Genomic DNA, 17,316 nt, shown 5'->3' on the forward strand with positions numbered 1-17,316 from the left:
CCTACTTCTACCTACCCTATAAACTCTCGAAAGTGGGGGGAGAGTGAAAAACTACAATTTCAGGTATAATGAAGTATCAAGCGATGTTTTTTCCTGAATTTGGCTATAGTCATCTAATTTCTCCATAAATGTATGCTTTTAACTACTACTGATGTTATTCAAGGTGCTGTAATTCAGTCATATTTAGGTATTGTGACAGCCGAAGTTGTCTATGGTAGCAATTTTCTCCGAGATTTTTTAGCGAGTATTCGGGATATTGTCGGTGGACGCACTGGCAGCTATGAGCGTCTCTTTGAAGAAGGACAACGGAAAGCAATGGAAGAATTAGAACAAAGAGCGCAACGTTTAGGCGCAGATGCTGTTGTCGGTATTGCCGTTGATACTGGGACAATTAATGTTGATCAATCCGGTGTTTTATTAGTAATTACAGCCACAGGAACAGCCGTTAAAATTCGTTAATATTTTGATAATTGGGGAATTTTTAAACATTTACTCATCTCAGCAATTTATGACTCTAGAAAGAGTTAACAACTATTTCTATTGATAGAGATTTAAAATCATAATTTGCTGTTTAATTTTAAACAGTAAGGATAAAAAAGAGTTGAGTAGAAAAAATTCAAAACCAAGGATTTTTTCTTGTTGAAAAGAATACAATACATGAGCAACTTTGCTGCAATAGCAAGGGAGAAAAATATCTATGTCATACGCAAATCGGGTAGGTGAGGATATTAGTGCTTCTGAGTCAGTGATAGGTAGTAGAGTCACTGAATATCGGGACCGCGTGCGTTGGGGTCCAATCATTTCTGGCGTATTAGTGGCTTTAGCTACTCAATTAATCTTGAGTTCCTTGTTTAGCGCCCTTGGTGCCGGCAGAATTGCCGAATCCTTAGCACCGAGAAGCATTACTCCTAATACTATTAGTAATGTCGGAATTTGGTCAACAATTGCTTTATTGTTGTCTCTATTTATTGGCGCTTGGATCACAACCCGTGCTTGCGGACCAATGCACAAAGATACCGCCATACTTAACGGGGCAATTATGTGGGCAACAACTCTAGCATTTAGCTCTTTTCTGTTAGCAAATGGAGTATTGGGTGCTTTTGGTTTAGCTGCTAATAATGCAGGAGAAATGATTAATCAACTACAGCAACAAGGTAATGTCATAAACCCTAATGTACCTACCTTAACTGCTGAACAAACTCGTGACATTGCTGCTGCAACTTCCAGAAGTTTGTGGTGGTTTGTATTTGGTTCTTTATTAGGTTTAGTTGCTTCTTTAGTGGGAGCAGTAGCAGGTGCGCGTAGCACCTCTACCTCTAGTAACTCTAGAGCTAATAATTACAATTCTTGATTGAACAATTATTAAACCAATTTGCTAGTACCGCTTTCTCCGAATTAATGATGTTCCATTTTTAAATGGTTGGTAGAACTTGTTGAAATTCTGCTTGATTGAGAGTTGCAAAATACAGTTCAATTTCAATATCAGGATAGCGACTGCGAATTGAGGAATAAGCTTGATTTAAATAATCTGTATGTACTTGCAACTCTCGTTCTGGATCTTTGCTTAAATTAGCATCAATCATCATGGCATAAGCCCCACAATCTTGATGATCAATGATAATTACTTTGTGGATATGATGAAGCCGATAGGATATATCTAACTGATCCCAAAATGCTTCAGCATCAGCTTTGTGGGGGAATCCTGTGACAGCTAGAGAAGCACCTGCTAAGGCTGTCCAATCATATTCATCAGTTAAATTTTTACTCTTTAAAAAATAGCGTTCTGCTGTCAAAAAGCGAAAGTCAATACAACTCAGAACTAAGGCTTTTGTTTGATGAACTTCGGCTTGTGCTGGTGTCGCTGATTGTAAAACAGTAAATGCTACTACTCCAGGAAGAAAAGATTTAAGAAAATGACGACGACTAGGCAATGGATGACAACAAAGACATTGGTTTATATTTTTATTCATTTAATTTCATCAATTCTTTTGATTTTAAATTAGTTACTTCAGGTTGCAAACATCCGATAATTTGAGGAGAGATAGAGCAAATAGCGTCTGTGGTTGTTTGAAAACAATTTGACAAACCAATTGTTTTCAATAATCCCGAACGTTCTAGTAGTTGTTTAACTTCCGGTTGCAAACCTGTGAGAATTAAACGGCAATTATGGCGTTCTAAGTCGTGGTAAATATCCTCTAAAGCCACCAACCCAGTTGTATCCATATTTGGCACAAACCGCAACCGCAGAATTAAATATTTGACTCTGTGGCGGGAATGCCACCAAAAAATGGGACAATGATATTGGATCGCCATATCGTTATTCCAACTCTTATACAAAACTAGTTGATGCCGTAGTTTGTGCTATTCGATTGTTACTAAAGTTTAATTCTGTTCTCTAAAATATTGCTGCCTACTAGATACGCAATTCTTATTGCATTTATTTTAAGATAGTTCTTCCTTATCGGTTGCATTATAACAAATTCCAAATCCATTGTCAACCCCCAAATACTCTTTATTGGCGTTGAACAATGAGAAGATTACCGCAAGACACAACTTACCACTTCAAAAACGCTTCCTCAATTCCTTTCTCTCTTCTAACTTTGGCATCAATTTCAAACCAAGTAATAATTTGCTTAGTTGTCAACTCTTCAATAGAAACATCATATTCCTGAGCAATATGTTGTAAAATTCTCAAAGAAGAAATTGTCAATCTAGTTAAAAACTTCTCAGGAGAAGATAACAAAGCCGCGTCAACTTGAGCGGATTCTTCTGAAGATAAAAATTGCGTTGATGATTGATTAGGTGAAATATCCATAATAATTCAAAATTCTGTTTAATCGAGATATGGCATTTCTACCATTAAATCATATTATTGTCACCCCTGAGCAATAAAAGCCCAGCAATAAGTAACTCAACCTTCAAAAACATAATACCCAGATCCCCAACTTCTTAATTTAATCAGGAAATTTGTGTTTTTAACCAACTCCGAAAATTCTTAATCATTGATACCTCACCCACTTGTAAACTAGAAGCTAAAAACTGAGGAACTTCTATATTTAAAGGTAAATCCGCAAAGGTTGGTGAACCATTACAAGGAATATATTTATCCTCAGATAAACTATAAATTTGCATCACAGGTTCATCATAACGCCAAACTTCAGGAACACCTAAAGCTAAATAAATCGGTAATTTATCAATAGAAGAACTAGCATAATCAACTTCTATGACTAAATCAGGTGGAGGATCTTGAGTTAAATCTAAACTGGTTTTATTTCTCATGATTGGTTCATTTTGAATATAGAAACTAGAATCAGGTTCTACACCTCTAGCTAAGTCTTCTCTTTTACAAGTTAATGAACCAGTGCTTTTGACATTGAGATTTAACTCTTCAACTAAAACAATAATTAGATTTTGTAACAAACGGTTATTGTGTTCATGGGGCATTAGTGGAGTCATAATTTCTAAGATTCCCTGATTATAACTAAACCTGTTATGGCGATCGCCACCTGTTTCTAATAAAATTCGTTCAAAAGTATTCCAAGAAATATTATGGAGGATAACGCTATTGGTGTGAGTGTCGCTGTGAGTAGGTGCTAGAGTTACCATAGAAATTCACCTCGCAGTTTTAATTATTCTATTATATCACTATCATCAATTTCAATTAGAGGAAATGATTGATAAAACGGAGTTGATAACAAAAGGTTGTCAATTTTTAACTTGATATTATTGTAATCCCTGAGCAATAAAAGCCGACCAATAACGGGGATGTGCAAAGGGAAATTCTCCTTTTGATTTTTGGATGTTATTAATTGCTATTGATATTTTTGCATATTTTTGATGTTGGCGATCGCACTCTAAATACTCTGCTGAATCTTGTGGATATTGTTTTTTCTGATTTCTAGCTTGTTGACGCTGGTTTTCTGCTGCTTGGGATATTTCTTCTAAATCTGCTTTTCTTAATTCTTTACATATTTCTTCTAAATCTGCTTTTCTTAATTCCCGTAATTTAATTTGTGCTTGTTTTAATGCTTGTGGACGATTTTTACCTGTTTGTCTTTCTTGATAGTAAAAAATAGACAATAACGCAGTTGCTAAATCATCAACCATCCACAAAGAACTAATTACATTTGTCGCACCAGCACATAAAAAACCAGTAGAAAGTGTCAATAAATCATCAGTTATATTTGGTTTACCTAAATTGGTTTCGCAACAAGAAAGAAACACATCTACAAGATTAGGTAAACGCCAACCAGGAGACATTAATTGACCTAAAGTAATACTACCATCACCTAAGTTTAACTCAGATTCTAAAGGATTATATAAATAAGATGTAGCATGGTGGCAGCAATGGAGATTTTGCACATTTCCTGCTAATTTTCGGAAATTTTCAACAGTAGATTGACTACTACCTATTAATCTTTTCTCTGATGGAATATTATACAGTTTAGCAATTTCTTCCTCTTCCCATCTGGAAAAAGGTAGAGAAAGTAGAGGCTTATTATCTAAGGTATCTGCAACTGTACCATATTGTAAATCTTGAGAATCTAAATTTAAGCGTTTCTTCTTGTGGTTTTGATGACAAAAATCTAAAATTTGACAACTGGGAGTATAACGAATCAAAAATCTATCTACTAAACATTCTTGATATTCTTCTGTCGGTAAAGCAGCAAAAGGTATTTGATGCAATAGCAAATGAGGTTCTATAATTAATTCTTCTATATCTTGAAGATATTGATGGATTATTTTTGATAATTGTAATCTCTCAGCAAGTTGATGAAGGAAATTTTCCATGTTATATTCCCAGTTTTTAAACTTCTTTTCTACATATTCTTGATAAGGTGATGACCAATGGTGTTTAATCCAGTTTTGTAATGTTTCTAAACCTTCTTCTATACAGGTATGGAGATAAATTGATTTTTGGGTAATGATAAAAATATTGGTGTCAGAGTTGGTGGTGTAGAAACTGAGAATAGCGGTTTTAGGATTATCAATTAATTGCTGAATTTCTGACAAACTCAGAGGTTCAACTTGAATTTCACCAGCTAAAATGGGATCTTCTCTTCTGAGTTGTTCCCAAATTTCTTGTTTTGCAATTTCTAATAATGCGATTTTTTCATTGTATGCTTGCCAAAGAGCGCGGATTTCACTACGGTTGTTTTCTGATTTATAATTTTGGCGTTCTATATCAATTTGTTGTTGTAATTCTTCGTATTTTTGTAATAAATCTTGGATTTTTGGCGGTATATTTTCACTTTGGGAGAGATGAGAACTCGCCATTAATTCTACCAGACGTTGAGAACGGGAGCGTTCAGAATATTCAAAGGCTTTATCTATTTGTTTAATATTAATGTATGCCTGTACAATGTTTTGGTAAATGTCTATTGAGTCTGCTAAAATCTCTTGACGACGTGATTCTGATTTGATCCAAGTGCGGCTAGTTTCTAGTGCTTCAATGGCAATACTATAACCTTCTATTGCTTCTATCCAAAGATTTTTTTTAAATGCTGTTTTACCTAAATCACGTCCAGATAAGCGAGAGTCTACAGGAAATAGACTAGGTTGAAATATTTCTAAGGAAAGCCGAAAAGATGCGATGGCTTCATCAATCAAACCCATTTTACGATAAGCAAGACCTAAATTATAATGAGTTTGCGCCCAATCATAAGGATATTGTTCACGAGTACAGATTTCTAACAATGTTTGAAAACATTTAATTTGCTCTTCAATACTGCCTATTCGACCATAAAGTACACCTAAATTATTGTGTAGTGTTGTCCAATTTTGTGGATAATCTTTATAATTATAAACTTTAGCCGCAGCTTGAAAATATTTAATTGCTATTTTAATATTTTCAATCTTATCTCCCTGGATTCTATCATTATATGAAGAACCTAAATTAATATTACTCATCGCCCATTGTTCCGGCATACTTTCAAAACTAGCAACTTGTAATGCTGTTGTCAAACATTCAATTGCTAATTCTATATTTTCAGATTTTGTTCCAAATTGACGCTGAAAGTAAGCAATACCTAAGTTATTATGGATATTCACCCAATTTACTGGCCAATCTTTAGGGTTACACACTTGTAAAGCTTGTTTAAAATATTCAATAGCTATTTCTGTATTTTCTAGTGCATCACCTTTTAATCGGTTACAATAACAAAGACCTAAGCCAGATTGAACAGTTAGCCAAAATTCTGTATATAAATCTTTATTTAAAACTGGTAAAATATCTTTATAATGGCTGATGGCTACTTCTAGGTTATCTATTGGATTACCATATATTCTATCTCTATAAAAATTACCTAAATTTCTTTTTGTATGTATCCAATCTTCCAAAGAATTATCAGTATTACAGACTTCTAATATTTGCTGACAATAATCAATTGCTTTTTCCAGATTATCTACTTTACTCCCTGCTATTCTATAAGAATAAGCAAGTGATATATTAATTGATGTGGTTATCCAAATATAAAAATTATTATCTTTATCCAGAATATCTAACAATTCTTCATAACATTTAATTGCCTTTTCTATGTTAGATTTATGGTCGCCATATATTCTGTTACGATAAGCAATAGCTAAATCTTGTTGAATATACACCCATTGTTCTGGACTGTATTCAAGAGTAAAAACTTGAGTAAGTGCTTCATATCCCAGAATAGCAATTTCTATATTAATTAGTTTAATGCCTTTAGGAAAATTAATTAATTTATTTATCAGCAATAACATAGCTACTGCTGTATGTAAATAACTATATGTAATTTTATCTATGTTAGTATCCGATTTCTGAGGAATTGTAATTTGAGTATAAATTTTTCTAGTTGGTGCATCTGATTTATCTTCTGTTTTAATTTGATCATAAAGTTTAGCAATTATTTCCGGCTTTAATTTATCAATAATTGAGTGGCATATTATTTGCCATACTATCAAACCATCAGGATTATATAATGTGTGTAAATTAGCTTCTAAAAAAGGGTAGATAAATTTGGCATCCCCATCTGTATTATAAGCTATTAGTAAAGCTTTCTTCCAAAAGTTATAGTAATTTGTATTTTGTTTATTTTTGTGTTTCTTTCCAAATCCCTTAGCCATATTTATTGCACCTTGATTAAATAACAATCACCCCAGAATCTCCGTCAACTTATCCATCAAATCTTCCGCTAACTCTAACAACTCAACCTCATCAACAGAATTATTACCAGAAGCGCGACAACTTCCAGAAACCATAACATCACCAACTAAAAAATCCTTAGCTGCAAAAATTCGATCCTTCTCCGTTAATTGACTCAAACAATATTCTAAACCACCAATAATTTCATCAAGAGATTTATCCTGTAAACGTTCCCTTACCTTCACTGCAACCACATCGTCACTTTCTAAAAAAGTAGTAAGTTTCTCAATATAACCCGGTTCATCGTCATCATCTCCCCAAGTTTCCAACCAATCACCATCTATATCTTCAAAATATAAATCAGCCGCTTCTAACCCATATTTTCTAATATCATCTTCTAATTGACGGGCTGCTTCTAAATGCTGTAAAAACTGTTCTAGTCTTTTTTGACGTTCAGTAATTTCTTGGTTAATCATAATTACCTCCGTGAGAATTTTTGCTATACACAATTAAACTAACCAAACACTATAAATTTATTTTTTGATAAATACCATTATTCAGATTATCACTCTTATCTAGTGCTAAATTAACTATTTTATTGATAAAATCACTTTCACCAGGATTAAAACTTAAAAATAATCCTCTTGCTATTCCCCAAGAAATCAAAGTATTTTCCCAATCATCAGATTTTGCTTGTGTAAATTCTTGAGATTGGCTAGTAAGTTGAATACAAAGGGGTTGTTCTTGAATACTACTAACTATTATATCACTTGCCATAGATAAGTCTACAATATAGCGTTGTAAGGCTTGACCCCCATTCAGTTTAATGACATTAGCAATCAAATTAATTAATTTTTCATCCTCCTGATTGAACTCACCAGACATTAATTTTTTTCTCCAAATATGAAATTTGGGGTCATTTTCACTTAACCATCTAGGAAACAATTCACCATACCAGTATCTTTCAGGAGGTGTCATTGATTCATAAAAATCTTGTCTTTCTGCTTCAGAAGTTAAACGTTTTATATCAAGTCTAATTTCTGTATCTCGAATAAATTGTTGTAAAAACAAAAGAACAAAACGTTTAGACATTAATGTACCAGGTTTAACATCTTTAATCCAGTTATTAATCTGATTTAACCTAATTGCTAAACTGGGATCTATGGTTGATGCTTCCTCAATTAATAATTTGAGTTGTTCCTTAATCTGTTGTGGATGCAAAATATATAGCTGAAAAATAATAAAAATCTTTATTTAGTTTAGATATTGTTAATGGTTTTGTAAAGTAACAATTTATTTAGTTAACAAGAGTACATTTTAACGTAATTAAGCCATTATCCCGGAAATTGGTTTCCGGGTGGGTATAGAAGCATACAGATAACCCCTAATTAACTTTTTTCCACCAAATAACCACAACGATGTTCACCATGAATCAACCAGTGAGTCCGTTCCACAGTACAATCTGGGAGAATAGCCGCAAACATTTCTAATTCGTGACCACAAACGCTGGGAAAAGATTCAGCAACATCAGAAATAGCGCAGGTATGTTCCACAAAAATAAATCTTTCCGCACTACTAGCATCTGATTCCACAGCGTGAAACTCCGCCATAAAACCTTCAGCTTTTCGCAATTCTATCAAAGTTGCGACTCGTTCCTGCAAAGAACCATTACCCACCCGTTCCCGATATTCTTGGGCTTTGCGTTCCCACTGTTTCCGTAAAATAGACTTTACTTGGTCACGTCCCACAGTTTCCGCTAAAGTGTCCAAGAGAGAAACCGCAAACTCGCCATAACCATCACTTAAGCGGTTAGCACTTTTTTGTAAATGTGATCTTCCTTCCCGACTCAAGTGATAAACGTGCTGCGGTCTGCCCATACTCGGTTGTTCTGATACCGAATAAAGAACTAGCTCCTCCGTCTCTAAATCTTTTAAATGACGACGAATCGCTTGGGGACTGACATCGAAAAAGTTAGCCAACTCAACAGCCGTTGCTTGTGAGTGTTTCAATAGATATTCAAGGATATCCTGCTTAGTTGAGGTCTGCTGGGTAGTCGCCATCTTCTCTACTAGACGCTTCGCAAACGTCCCAAAATAAAAAACTTTTTTTGTGAAAATTTAACTTAAACAACATTGTTGTTGTTAATCTATCGTACAATGAAAATAGATTAAACAACAGCCGAATTGTTTTAGTCGTTAAACCTATTCTAGCAGCCTTGCTAGGAATTGGTAACACAAAACGGGAATTAGCTTTTTGCAGCCCGTCGCCCGTCCTTTAAAGAGAATACAAGAGAACCGATGAGCGCATCCGTCACCACCTTAGTCAACCAACCTTATAAGTACGGCTTCGTTACCGATATTGAAGCCGATACTATCCCTCGTGGGTTAAGCGAAGATGTTGTCCGCCTGATTTCCGCCAAAAAGAATGAACCGGAATTTATGCTGGAATATCGTCTCCGAGCATATCACCAATGGCTGAAAATGACAGAACCAACTTGGTCTCATGTCCAATATCCGCCTATTAATTATCAGGATATTATTTATTATTCCGCACCGAAACAAAAGAAAGCAAAACTCAACAGTTTAGATGAAGTTGATCCTACTTTATTGGAAACTTTTGCGAAATTAGGTATTCCTTTAAATGAACAAAAGCGATTAACTAATGTTGCTGTTGATGCAATTTTTGATAGTGTTTCTGTAGCTACTACATATAAAGAAAAACTTGCCAAAGAAGGCGTAATTTTCTGTTCTTTCTCGGAAGCTTTACAAGAACACCCAGAATTAATTAAAAAATATTTGGGTAGCGTTGTTCCCATTGCTGATAATTATTTTGCAGCTTTGAATGCGGCTGTGTTTAGTGATGGTTCTTTCGTTTATATTCCTAAGGGACTAAAATGTCCGATGGAATTGTCTACATATTTCCGCATTAACACTGGTGATACAGGACAATTTGAACGGACTTTAATTGTCGCTGAAGAAGGAAGTTATGTTTCTTATTTAGAAGGTTGTACAGCCCCCATGTACGACAGCAACCAATTACACGCTGCGGTTGTGGAATTGGTTGCTTTAGATAATGCGGAAATTAAATATTCTACTGTGCAAAACTGGTACGCTGGCGATGTCAATGGTAAAGGCGGAATTTACAACTTTGTGACTAAACGTGGTTTGTGTCAAGGTGTGAATTCTAAGATTTCTTGGACTCAAGTAGAAACAGGTTCTGCGATTACTTGGAAGTATCCTAGTTGCGTTTTGATTGGTGATAATTCCGTCGGTGAATTTTACTCGGTTGCATTAACAAATAATATGCAGCAAGCGGACACTGGAAGTAAGATGATTCACGTGGGAAAAAATACCCGTAGTACAATTATTTCTAAGGGTATTTCTGCTGGTAAGTCTAGTAATAGTTACCGAGGTTTGGTGAAGATTAATCCCACTGCTAAGGGCGCGAGAAATTATTCTCAATGTGATTCGATGTTAATTGGTGATAATGCTCAAGCTAATACTTTTCCTTATATTCAAGTTCAGAATAATACTGGAAAGGTTGAGCATGAAGCTTCTACTTCTAAAATTGGTGAAGATCAATTGTTCTTTTTTGCTCAACGGGGTATTTCTTCGGAAGATGCTATTTCAATGATGATTAGCGGTTTCTGTAAGGATGTTTTTAATCAGCTTCCTATGGAGTTTGCTGTTGAGGCTGATAAGTTGTTGAGTCTGAAGTTGGAAGGTAGTGTGGGTTAAGGAAACGAACCACGAAGAAGCGAAGAACACGAAGAAGGAAGAGGAAGAGAAGATGATTGTTGAGAATAGTAATTTGATTTTGTCGGTTAAGGATTTGACGGCTGATGTTGATGGAACTCCGATTTTAAAGGGTTTGAATTTGGAGGTTCGGGCTGGGGAAGTTCACGCGATTATGGGACCTAATGGTTCTGGTAAGAGTACGTTTTCTAAGGTTTTGGCGGGACATCCAGCTTATACTGTTACTGGTGGTGAGGTGGTTTTCCAAGGACAAAATCTTTTGGAAATGGAAGCAGCAGACAGGGCTAGAAATGGTGTGTTTTTAGCTTTTCAATATCCTCTAGAAATCCCCGGTGTGAGTAATTTGGATTTTTTACGAGTTGCTTATAATTCTCGTCGGAAGGCTCAGGGTTTGGAAGAGGTTGATGCTTTCGATTTTGATGATTTGGTTGAGGAAAAGTTGGATATTGTGAAGATGAATTCTTCTTTTCTGAATCGCAGTGTGAATGAGGGTTTTTCTGGTGGGGAAAAGAAGCGGAATGAAATTCTGCAAATGGCGATTTTAGAACCAAAGTTAGCGATTTTGGATGAAACTGATTCTGGTTTGGATATTGATGCTCTGAAAATTGTTGCTAATGGGGTTAATCAGTTAACCAATGCTGAAAATGCGACAATTATGATTACTCATTATCAGCGTCTTCTCGATTATATTGTTCCTGATTTTGTTCATGTGATGGCGCGAGGACAAATTATTAGAAGTGGTGGTAAGGAGTTGGCGTTGGAGTTAGAATCTCGTGGTTATGATTGGGTTCTAGAAGAAGCTTTGGGAGTAGGTGTGTAATGTCTATTCCAGTTTCTCTTACTTCTATTCCTGATTCTCTATTAGATAGAGATGCTTTTTTAACTAGGTTGTTAAATCAGGTTGTATTGGAAAAAGATGATTGTTTGAAACAAGTTCGTGACGGTGCTGTTAAATGGGTACGTCATTCTGTTATTCCCAATACCCGCGATGAAGAATGGCGGTTTACTGATTTATCAGCACTGAAACAGGTAGATTTTAAGTTGGGGATGTTTCAAAAAACATCTTTGAAATCTGAGATTTTATCTGAAGTTTCTGTGCGATTAGTATTTGTAAATGGTGTTTATGAACCTGCTTTATCTAATACTGAAAATTTACCTGCTGGTTTAAAAGTTGGTAATTTGGATGTTTTACCTGATGAGGTTGTACAGCAATACTTAGCACAATCTGAGGGAACAAGGGAAGTTTTTACGGCTTTAAATACTGCGGCTTTAAATGATGTCGCTGTGGTATGGGTTGGTAAAAATGTGGTGGTGGAAACTCCCATTCATTTACTTTTTGTTTCTGTTGCTGGTGAGTCTGCGACTATTTCCCAACCTCGCGTTTTAGTGGTAGCTGAAAGTAACTCTCAAGTCACTTTAATTGAGGAGTATATTTCATCTTCACAAAATGAGGGTGTTTACTTCACCAATAGTGTTACGGAAATCTGGGTAAATGAAAATGCTCAGGTGAGTCACAATAGAATCGCACGGGAAGGTACAGCGGCTTTCCATGTTGGGAAAACTGCTGTTACTCAGGCTCGATATAGTCGTTATAGTTGTAATGCGGTGACGGTTGGTGGAAAAATATCACGTCACAATTTGGAGATTTTGCAAACTGGTGAACAAACGGAAACGACGCTGAATGGTTTAACTGTGATTGCTGATAATCAATTGGCTGATACTCACAGTGCTTTATCTTTGAATTATCCTCATGGTGTGAGCAAACAGTTACATAAGTGCATTATAGGCGATCGCTCTCACGCCGTCTTCAATGGTAAAATTTTTGTTCCCAAACCAGCGCAATTAACCAACGCATCTCAATTAAATCGCAATTTGCTGTTATCATCTAAGTCGAGAATTGACACTAAACCTCAATTAGAAATCACTGCTGATAATGTTAAATGCGCTCACGGTGCTACTGTCAGTCAGTTGGAAGATGATCAAATATTCTATCTGCAAAGTCGCGGTATTGATGAAAATAATGCTCGCAAGTTATTAGTTAATGGTTTCGCAATGGAAGTTATTAACTTTGTTCCTGTTGCTTCTTTGCGTGAGAGTTTGTTGAAAACTGTCACAAGTCTCACGAATAAATAAATGCCTTGCACTAAAGTACAAGGCTAATAGCTAAAGTTCGTTAAAACGAACTAAATTTGTGAATGATTAATAGTCGGTTTTAACCGACTTCTGCTATTAGCCAGGAAATTTATTCCTCGGTGTATTAAAATCCCTGAACTCTTTATTAAAAATGGTCATCACTTCTACCAAATCTCTTGCTGATAAAGTTCGCGCTGACTTCCCAATTTTACATCAGGAAGTTCACGGTAAACCCCTGGTTTATCTCGATAATGCGGCTACTTCTCAAAAGCCTTTGTTCGTTTTAAATGCTTGGCGTGATTATTACGAACAATATAATTCTAATGTCCATCGTGGCGCACATTTTCTCAGCGGAAAGGCTACTGATGCTTATGAGGGTGCGCGTGATAAAATTGCTAAATTCATTAATGCTAAATCCCGCCAAGAAATTGTTTACACTCGCAACGCTAGTGAAGCTATTAATTTAGTTGCTTACAGTTGGGGAATGAACAATTTACAGCCAGGAGATGAAATTATTCTCTCGGTTATGGAACATCATAGTAATATTGTTCCTTGGCAATTTGTGGCTCAAAAAACGGGTGCAATATTAAAGTTTGTGGAATTAACTCCAGAAGAAACTTTTGATTTAGAACAGTTTAAAACCCTGATTTCTGAAAAAACAAAACTGGTGTCTATCGTGCATATTTCTAATACTTTGGGTTGTATAAATCCAGTTAAAGAAATTGCCGAAATTGCTCACAGATACGGCGCGAAATTCTTACTTGATGCTTGTCAAAGTGTTCCCCATACTCCGATTAATGTTCAAGAACTTGACTGTGATTGGTTAGTAGCTTCTGGACATAAAATGTGCGCTCCCACTGGCATTGGTTTCTTATATGGTAAGTTGGAATTATTAGAAGCAATGCCGCCATTTTTTGGTGGTGGTGAGATGATTGCAGAGGTATTTTTAGACCATTCCACCTATGCAGAATTACCCCATAAATTTGAAGCTGGTACTCCGGCTATTGGGGAAGCGATCGCACTTGGTGCAGCCATAGATTATCTTACTAATATCGGTATGGATAAAATCCATGCTTATGAAGCTGAATTAACTGCCTATTTATTCGAGCAATTAGCGCAAATACCCCAAATTAGAATCTACGGACCAAAACCTAATGCTCAAGGGGAAGGGAGAGCCGCGTTAGCAGCTTTTACAGCCGAGGGTGTTCACGCTAATGATTTAGCAACATTGTTAGATCAAGAAGGTGTAGCGATTCGTTCTGGACATCATTGCACGCAACCATTACACCGTTATTTAAGTTTAGCCGGAACTGCACGAGCAAGTTTATCTTTTTACAATACTCGTGAGGAAATTGATATTTTCATTAAAGCACTGAAGGAGACTTTGGACTTTTTTGCTGGTGTGTTTGCTGATTGACACTCTCAGCGGCTTTAGCCGTTACCGGATGCTCTTGTAAATACAGGGTGATTATCAATACTGTGGAGGTTTTGCTATCTCAAAACGGTTGGGACATGGACTTTTGTAAAATCACGAAAAACATAGATTTGTAGGGGTTTAGCTCATGCTTTACCCACTTATTCCTTCCGTCCCGTTAGGGATAAGTGGACTAACACAAAATTAAGGTTTTCAAACCAAACCCACGTGGGTTTCGCTTGTGTAGACGCGGTTTCTAACCGCCCAAATATGTATGAATTTAGACTTTTTAAACAACCTCTTAATAATTTTGCGATCGCCTCTCAATATTTTCTAAAATTATAAATGAGATCCTAATCATTTTATGTCTATTTATCTGTTTCAAGCTACTCGTCGTCGGTTGGCAATTTGGTATACGGCTATAACGGCAGTTTTACTATTATTATTTGCTAGTGGAGTATATTTATATGTTCGTAGTACATTAGTTGAGCGAATTGACGATACATTATATCATGTGGTGGAAGTTGTCGAACGTTCTTTGGTAATTGAACCGATAAAATTTCAACCAATTCAATTACGAGTAAATGTAGAAGCTAGTTTTCCTAATAATGCTGAAAGTGATGAAGATGATCGGATTGATTTAGAGTGGTTTAGTCCTAATGGTGAATTATTGTGGTCAACTTTTTCGGAAACATTAGATATTCCTATTCATACTTATCATACAGGTGAAACTGTGCGAATCGAGGGCATGGGAGGATGGGGAGAATCTGCACAGTTATTTAGACAAGTTACAAAAAGAATAGAAGTAGGAAGACAGATTTTAGGCTATTTACGAGTTAGTCATCCTTGGTTCGAGGTAACAAAACCTAGCCGAGAATTAATTTTTGATTTGGCTTTAGGGATTAGTTTAATGGTATTGTCAGTGGCTGCCAGTGGTTGGTTTTTATCCGGTAAAGCTATAGAACCTGTGCGAGAATCTTATCAACGCTTAAAACAATTTACTGCTGATGCTTCTCATGAATTAAGAAGTCCGATTGCTTTAATTCAAACTAATGTGCAAATTGCTTTGGCTGATTTGGATGTAGGAGAAGAAGAAAAAAATACGGCACAATATAAACAACAATTAAAGGTGGTAGAACGACTGACTCAGAGATTGGGGAAGTTAGTTAATGATTTACTATTTTTGGCTAGACAAGATAGTGGTATTAATACAGATTTATTTTCATCTTGTCCTCTTGATGCTTTGTTGATGGAAGTTGTGGAAGAACAACAATTTGTAGCTAGAGAAAAACAAATTAATCTGAGTTTGAATTTAGTTGATTCGGCGTTGACGGAGGTTAATCCCGAATTACTTGAAAACTGGTTTACTCTCACGGGAAATTGGGAGCAATTAATCAGGTTATTTACAAATTTGATTGGTAATGCTTTGCAATATACTCCACCCCAAGGAGTTATAAAAGTGGAGTTAGCAAGAATAGAGGGGATAAACCGGGTGGCAGGAATGCGTTACGCTAATTCTTATTTACAAATAAAAGTTAGTGATACTGGCACTGGTATTCCTGCGGACGCGCTACCAAAGTTATTTGACCGCTTTTATCGAGTTGATCCGGCACGGACTTATAGAGGTGGGAAAACGGCTACAACTACTGGTTCAGGATTAGGATTAGCGATCGCTCAAGCCATTATCGAGCATCATCAAGGTCAAATTCAAGTAACTAGCAATCTGGGTGAAGGTACTACTTTCACTGTTATTCTGCCAATTCTTGATAAAAGGAGTCAGGAGTCAGAAGAAGGAGTCAGGAGTCAGGAGTCAGGAGTCAGGACAAAGAAGAAAAAGAAGAATAAGGAGGAAGGAGAAAGAATAAAATTACCCAATGACCAATGACCAATGACCAATGACCAACCCCTCTGATTTTGTTAAGCTATCTTCAGCGCAAGCATTAACGATAAGATTCCAATATTCGGACTAGAAGGTAGTAGTGTGCCAAAATATATTCGGTTGATTTCTCTTTTAGTAGCAATCAGTTTATGGAATTTGCCAAAAGCTGCTCATGCTCAGGCATTCATTCCGCATACAGTCCAAATTGATAATGCTCAGTTAGAGAAACAGGGCTTGAATTTAGCCCAGGAAGCGGCTCAATTAGCTCAGTTTCAGCAGGTTGAACCGGCTTTATTGAGAGCGCAATTGGCGACGAAATTAGCCCCACAGAATGACAAAGTATGGTGGCTACTGGGAAGTTTACATTTACAAAATCGAGACTTTGATAAAGCTGTCACTTCCTTGAACAAAGCCCAAACCCTCAACCCTAAAAATCCTGAAGTGCTGTTTGCATTGGGTTCAGCTAAATTTCAACAAAAAGATTACCAAGGAGCTATTACCAACTATCAAGCGGGTTTGCAATTAAAGCCCAATTATTCCGGGGGGTTGTTTGATTTGGGTAATGCTTACTTGATGTTACAGAAATTCCCAGAGGCGATCGCTCAATTTAATTTAGCAGTTAACCAAGATAAAAAGTTTTGGCCAGCAATTAACAATATTGGTTTAATCAAATACGAACAAGGCGACATTCCGGGCGCAATTCAGCAATGGCAAACAGCAGTGAGTATTGACAAAAAAGCCGCAGAACCTTTACTCGCCTTAGCTGTAGCATTCTATAGTCAGGGTGATAAACAAAAAAGTTTAGAAATGGGAGTATCCGCACTCCGCATAGATTCCCGTTATGCCAACTTAGATTTTCTCAAAGAAAACCTGTGGGGCGATCGCCTACTTGCAGAAACCAAAAAATTCTTAGAAATACCAGAAATCAAATCAGCCTCACAGCCAAGGGAGGAAACACCCTAATAGGGGGTAGGGGGATGATTGGTTAGTAGCTTCTGGACATAAAATGTGCGCTCCCACT

General features: G+C 36.3%; 16 protein-coding genes. 8 read left to right on the forward strand and 8 right to left on the reverse strand.

The annotated features are described in order from the left end of the window. Positions 1-132: 132 nt before the first annotated feature. Together FJR05_RS11680 and FJR05_RS11685 are read left to right on the forward strand one after the other, a co-directional pair. Positions 133-459 (forward strand): YbjQ family protein, encoded by a 327-nt coding sequence (locus tag FJR05_RS11680; RefSeq protein WP_027402424.1) that lies wholly within the window; start codon positions 133-135, stop codon positions 457-459. 238 nt (positions 460-697) lie between these two features. Beyond that, positions 698-1,351, forward strand: coding sequence for a hypothetical protein (locus FJR05_RS11685; RefSeq protein ID WP_168644244.1), 654 nt, complete (start codon positions 698-700; stop codon positions 1,349-1,351). Positions 1,352-1,412: 61 nt separating this feature from the next. On the opposite strand, the gene FJR05_RS11690 is transcribed toward FJR05_RS11685, so the two are convergent. The 8 genes from FJR05_RS11690 to sufR form a co-directional block, all read right to left on the reverse strand. After that, positions 1,413-1,970: a carbonic anhydrase gene (locus tag FJR05_RS11690; protein ID WP_168644245.1), complete on the reverse strand. Its 558-nt coding sequence runs from the start codon at positions 1,968-1,970 to the stop codon at positions 1,413-1,415. Continuing rightward, positions 1,963-2,313, reverse strand: coding sequence for a sodium-independent anion transporter (locus FJR05_RS11695; protein WP_254446914.1), 351 nt, complete (start codon positions 2,311-2,313; stop codon positions 1,963-1,965). Before FJR05_RS11695 ends, FJR05_RS11690 begins: the two co-directional genes overlap by 8 nt. A gap of 241 nt (positions 2,314-2,554) precedes the next feature. Then, entirely contained in the window at positions 2,555-2,815 is a 261-nt protein-coding gene (locus tag FJR05_RS11700; RefSeq protein ID WP_168644246.1) for a hypothetical protein, read from the reverse strand. Positions 2,816-2,958: 143 nt separating this feature from the next. Continuing rightward, positions 2,959-3,606, reverse strand: a complete 648-nt coding sequence (locus FJR05_RS11705) for a Uma2 family endonuclease (RefSeq protein WP_174783672.1) — start codon at positions 3,604-3,606, stop codon at positions 2,959-2,961. Positions 3,607-3,723: 117 nt separating this feature from the next. Beyond that, positions 3,724-7,095 carry a CHAT domain-containing tetratricopeptide repeat protein gene (locus FJR05_RS11710; protein WP_254446915.1) on the reverse strand — a complete coding sequence of 1,124 codons (3,372 nt, stop codon included), beginning with the start codon at positions 7,093-7,095 and terminating at the stop codon, positions 3,724-3,726. A 27-nt stretch (positions 7,096-7,122) separates the two neighbouring features. After that, on the reverse strand, positions 7,123-7,590 hold the full coding sequence (locus FJR05_RS11715; RefSeq protein WP_168644247.1) for a hypothetical protein: 468 nt from the start codon (positions 7,588-7,590) through the stop codon (positions 7,123-7,125). 49 nt (positions 7,591-7,639) lie between these two features. Next, positions 7,640-8,335, reverse strand: a complete 696-nt coding sequence (locus FJR05_RS11720) for a hypothetical protein (RefSeq protein ID WP_168644248.1) — start codon at positions 8,333-8,335, stop codon at positions 7,640-7,642. Between the two features lie 167 nt (positions 8,336-8,502). Continuing rightward, the gene (gene sufR, locus FJR05_RS11725; protein WP_168644249.1) at positions 8,503-9,174 is read right to left on the reverse strand and encodes an iron-sulfur cluster biosynthesis transcriptional regulator SufR; all 672 of its coding nucleotides are present in this window, start codon (positions 9,172-9,174) and stop codon (positions 8,503-8,505) included. A gap of 237 nt (positions 9,175-9,411) precedes the next feature. Here sufR and sufB point away from each other — a divergent pair, with 237 nt between their 5' ends. From sufB to FJR05_RS11755, 6 genes are all read left to right on the forward strand, one after another. Further along, complete coding sequence (sufB, locus tag FJR05_RS11730) at positions 9,412-10,851, forward strand: Fe-S cluster assembly protein SufB (protein ID WP_168503692.1); 1,440 nt, start codon at positions 9,412-9,414, stop codon at positions 10,849-10,851. Between the two features lie 52 nt (positions 10,852-10,903). After that, the gene (sufC, locus tag FJR05_RS11735) at positions 10,904-11,689 is read left to right on the forward strand and encodes a Fe-S cluster assembly ATPase SufC (RefSeq protein WP_168644256.1); all 786 of its coding nucleotides are present in this window, start codon (positions 10,904-10,906) and stop codon (positions 11,687-11,689) included. Beyond that, the gene (sufD, locus tag FJR05_RS11740) at positions 11,689-13,002 is read left to right on the forward strand and encodes a Fe-S cluster assembly protein SufD (RefSeq protein WP_168644250.1); all 1,314 of its coding nucleotides are present in this window, start codon (positions 11,689-11,691) and stop codon (positions 13,000-13,002) included. Before sufC ends, sufD begins: the two co-directional genes overlap by 1 nt. Before the next feature lie 151 nt (positions 13,003-13,153). Next, a complete protein-coding gene (locus FJR05_RS11745) occupies positions 13,154-14,419 on the forward strand; it encodes a cysteine desulfurase (RefSeq protein WP_168644251.1) in 1,266 nt (421 codons plus the stop codon). 373 nt (positions 14,420-14,792) lie between these two features. Further along, entirely contained in the window at positions 14,793-16,301 is a 1,509-nt protein-coding gene (locus FJR05_RS11750) for a cell wall metabolism sensor histidine kinase WalK (protein WP_254446916.1), read from the forward strand. A gap of 96 nt (positions 16,302-16,397) precedes the next feature. Next, positions 16,398-17,258 (forward strand): tetratricopeptide repeat protein, encoded by an 861-nt coding sequence (locus FJR05_RS11755; RefSeq protein WP_168644253.1) that lies wholly within the window; start codon positions 16,398-16,400, stop codon positions 17,256-17,258. Positions 17,259-17,316 lie beyond the last annotated feature (58 nt).

The sequence above is a fragment of the Dolichospermum sp. UHCC 0259 genome (assembly GCF_009711935.1).
Lineage (GTDB): Bacteria > Cyanobacteriota > Cyanobacteriia > Cyanobacteriales > Nostocaceae > Dolichospermum.

Bases quoted from the DNA above. Each gene is read 5' to 3' on its own strand.
- FJR05_RS11680 (WP_027402424.1), top strand. From the start codon at position 133: ATGCTTTTAACTACTACTGATGTTATTCAAGGTGCTGTAATTCAGTCA.
- FJR05_RS11685 (WP_168644244.1), top strand. From the start codon at position 698: ATGTCATACGCAAATCGGGTAGGTGAGGATATTAGTGCTTCTGAGTCA.
- FJR05_RS11690 (WP_168644245.1), bottom strand. From the start codon at position 1,970: ATGAATAAAAATATAAACCAATGTCTTTGTTGTCATCCATTGCCTAGT.
- FJR05_RS11695 (WP_254446914.1), bottom strand. From the start codon at position 2,313: ATGGCGATCCAATATCATTGTCCCATTTTTTGGTGGCATTCCCGCCAC.
- FJR05_RS11700 (WP_168644246.1), bottom strand. From the start codon at position 2,815: ATGGATATTTCACCTAATCAATCATCAACGCAATTTTTATCTTCAGAA.
- FJR05_RS11705 (WP_174783672.1), bottom strand. From the start codon at position 3,606: ATGGTAACTCTAGCACCTACTCACAGCGACACTCACACCAATAGCGTT.
- FJR05_RS11710 (WP_254446915.1), bottom strand. From the start codon at position 7,095: ATGGCTAAGGGATTTGGAAAGAAACACAAAAATAAACAAAATACAAAT.
- FJR05_RS11715 (WP_168644247.1), bottom strand. From the start codon at position 7,590: ATGATTAACCAAGAAATTACTGAACGTCAAAAAAGACTAGAACAGTTT.
- sufR (WP_168644249.1), bottom strand. From the start codon at position 9,174: ATGGCGACTACCCAGCAGACCTCAACTAAGCAGGATATCCTTGAATAT.
- sufB (WP_168503692.1), top strand. From the start codon at position 9,412: ATGAGCGCATCCGTCACCACCTTAGTCAACCAACCTTATAAGTACGGC.
- sufC (WP_168644256.1), top strand. From the start codon at position 10,904: ATGATTGTTGAGAATAGTAATTTGATTTTGTCGGTTAAGGATTTGACG.
- sufD (WP_168644250.1), top strand. From the start codon at position 11,689: ATGTCTATTCCAGTTTCTCTTACTTCTATTCCTGATTCTCTATTAGAT.
- FJR05_RS11745 (WP_168644251.1), top strand. From the start codon at position 13,154: ATGGTCATCACTTCTACCAAATCTCTTGCTGATAAAGTTCGCGCTGAC.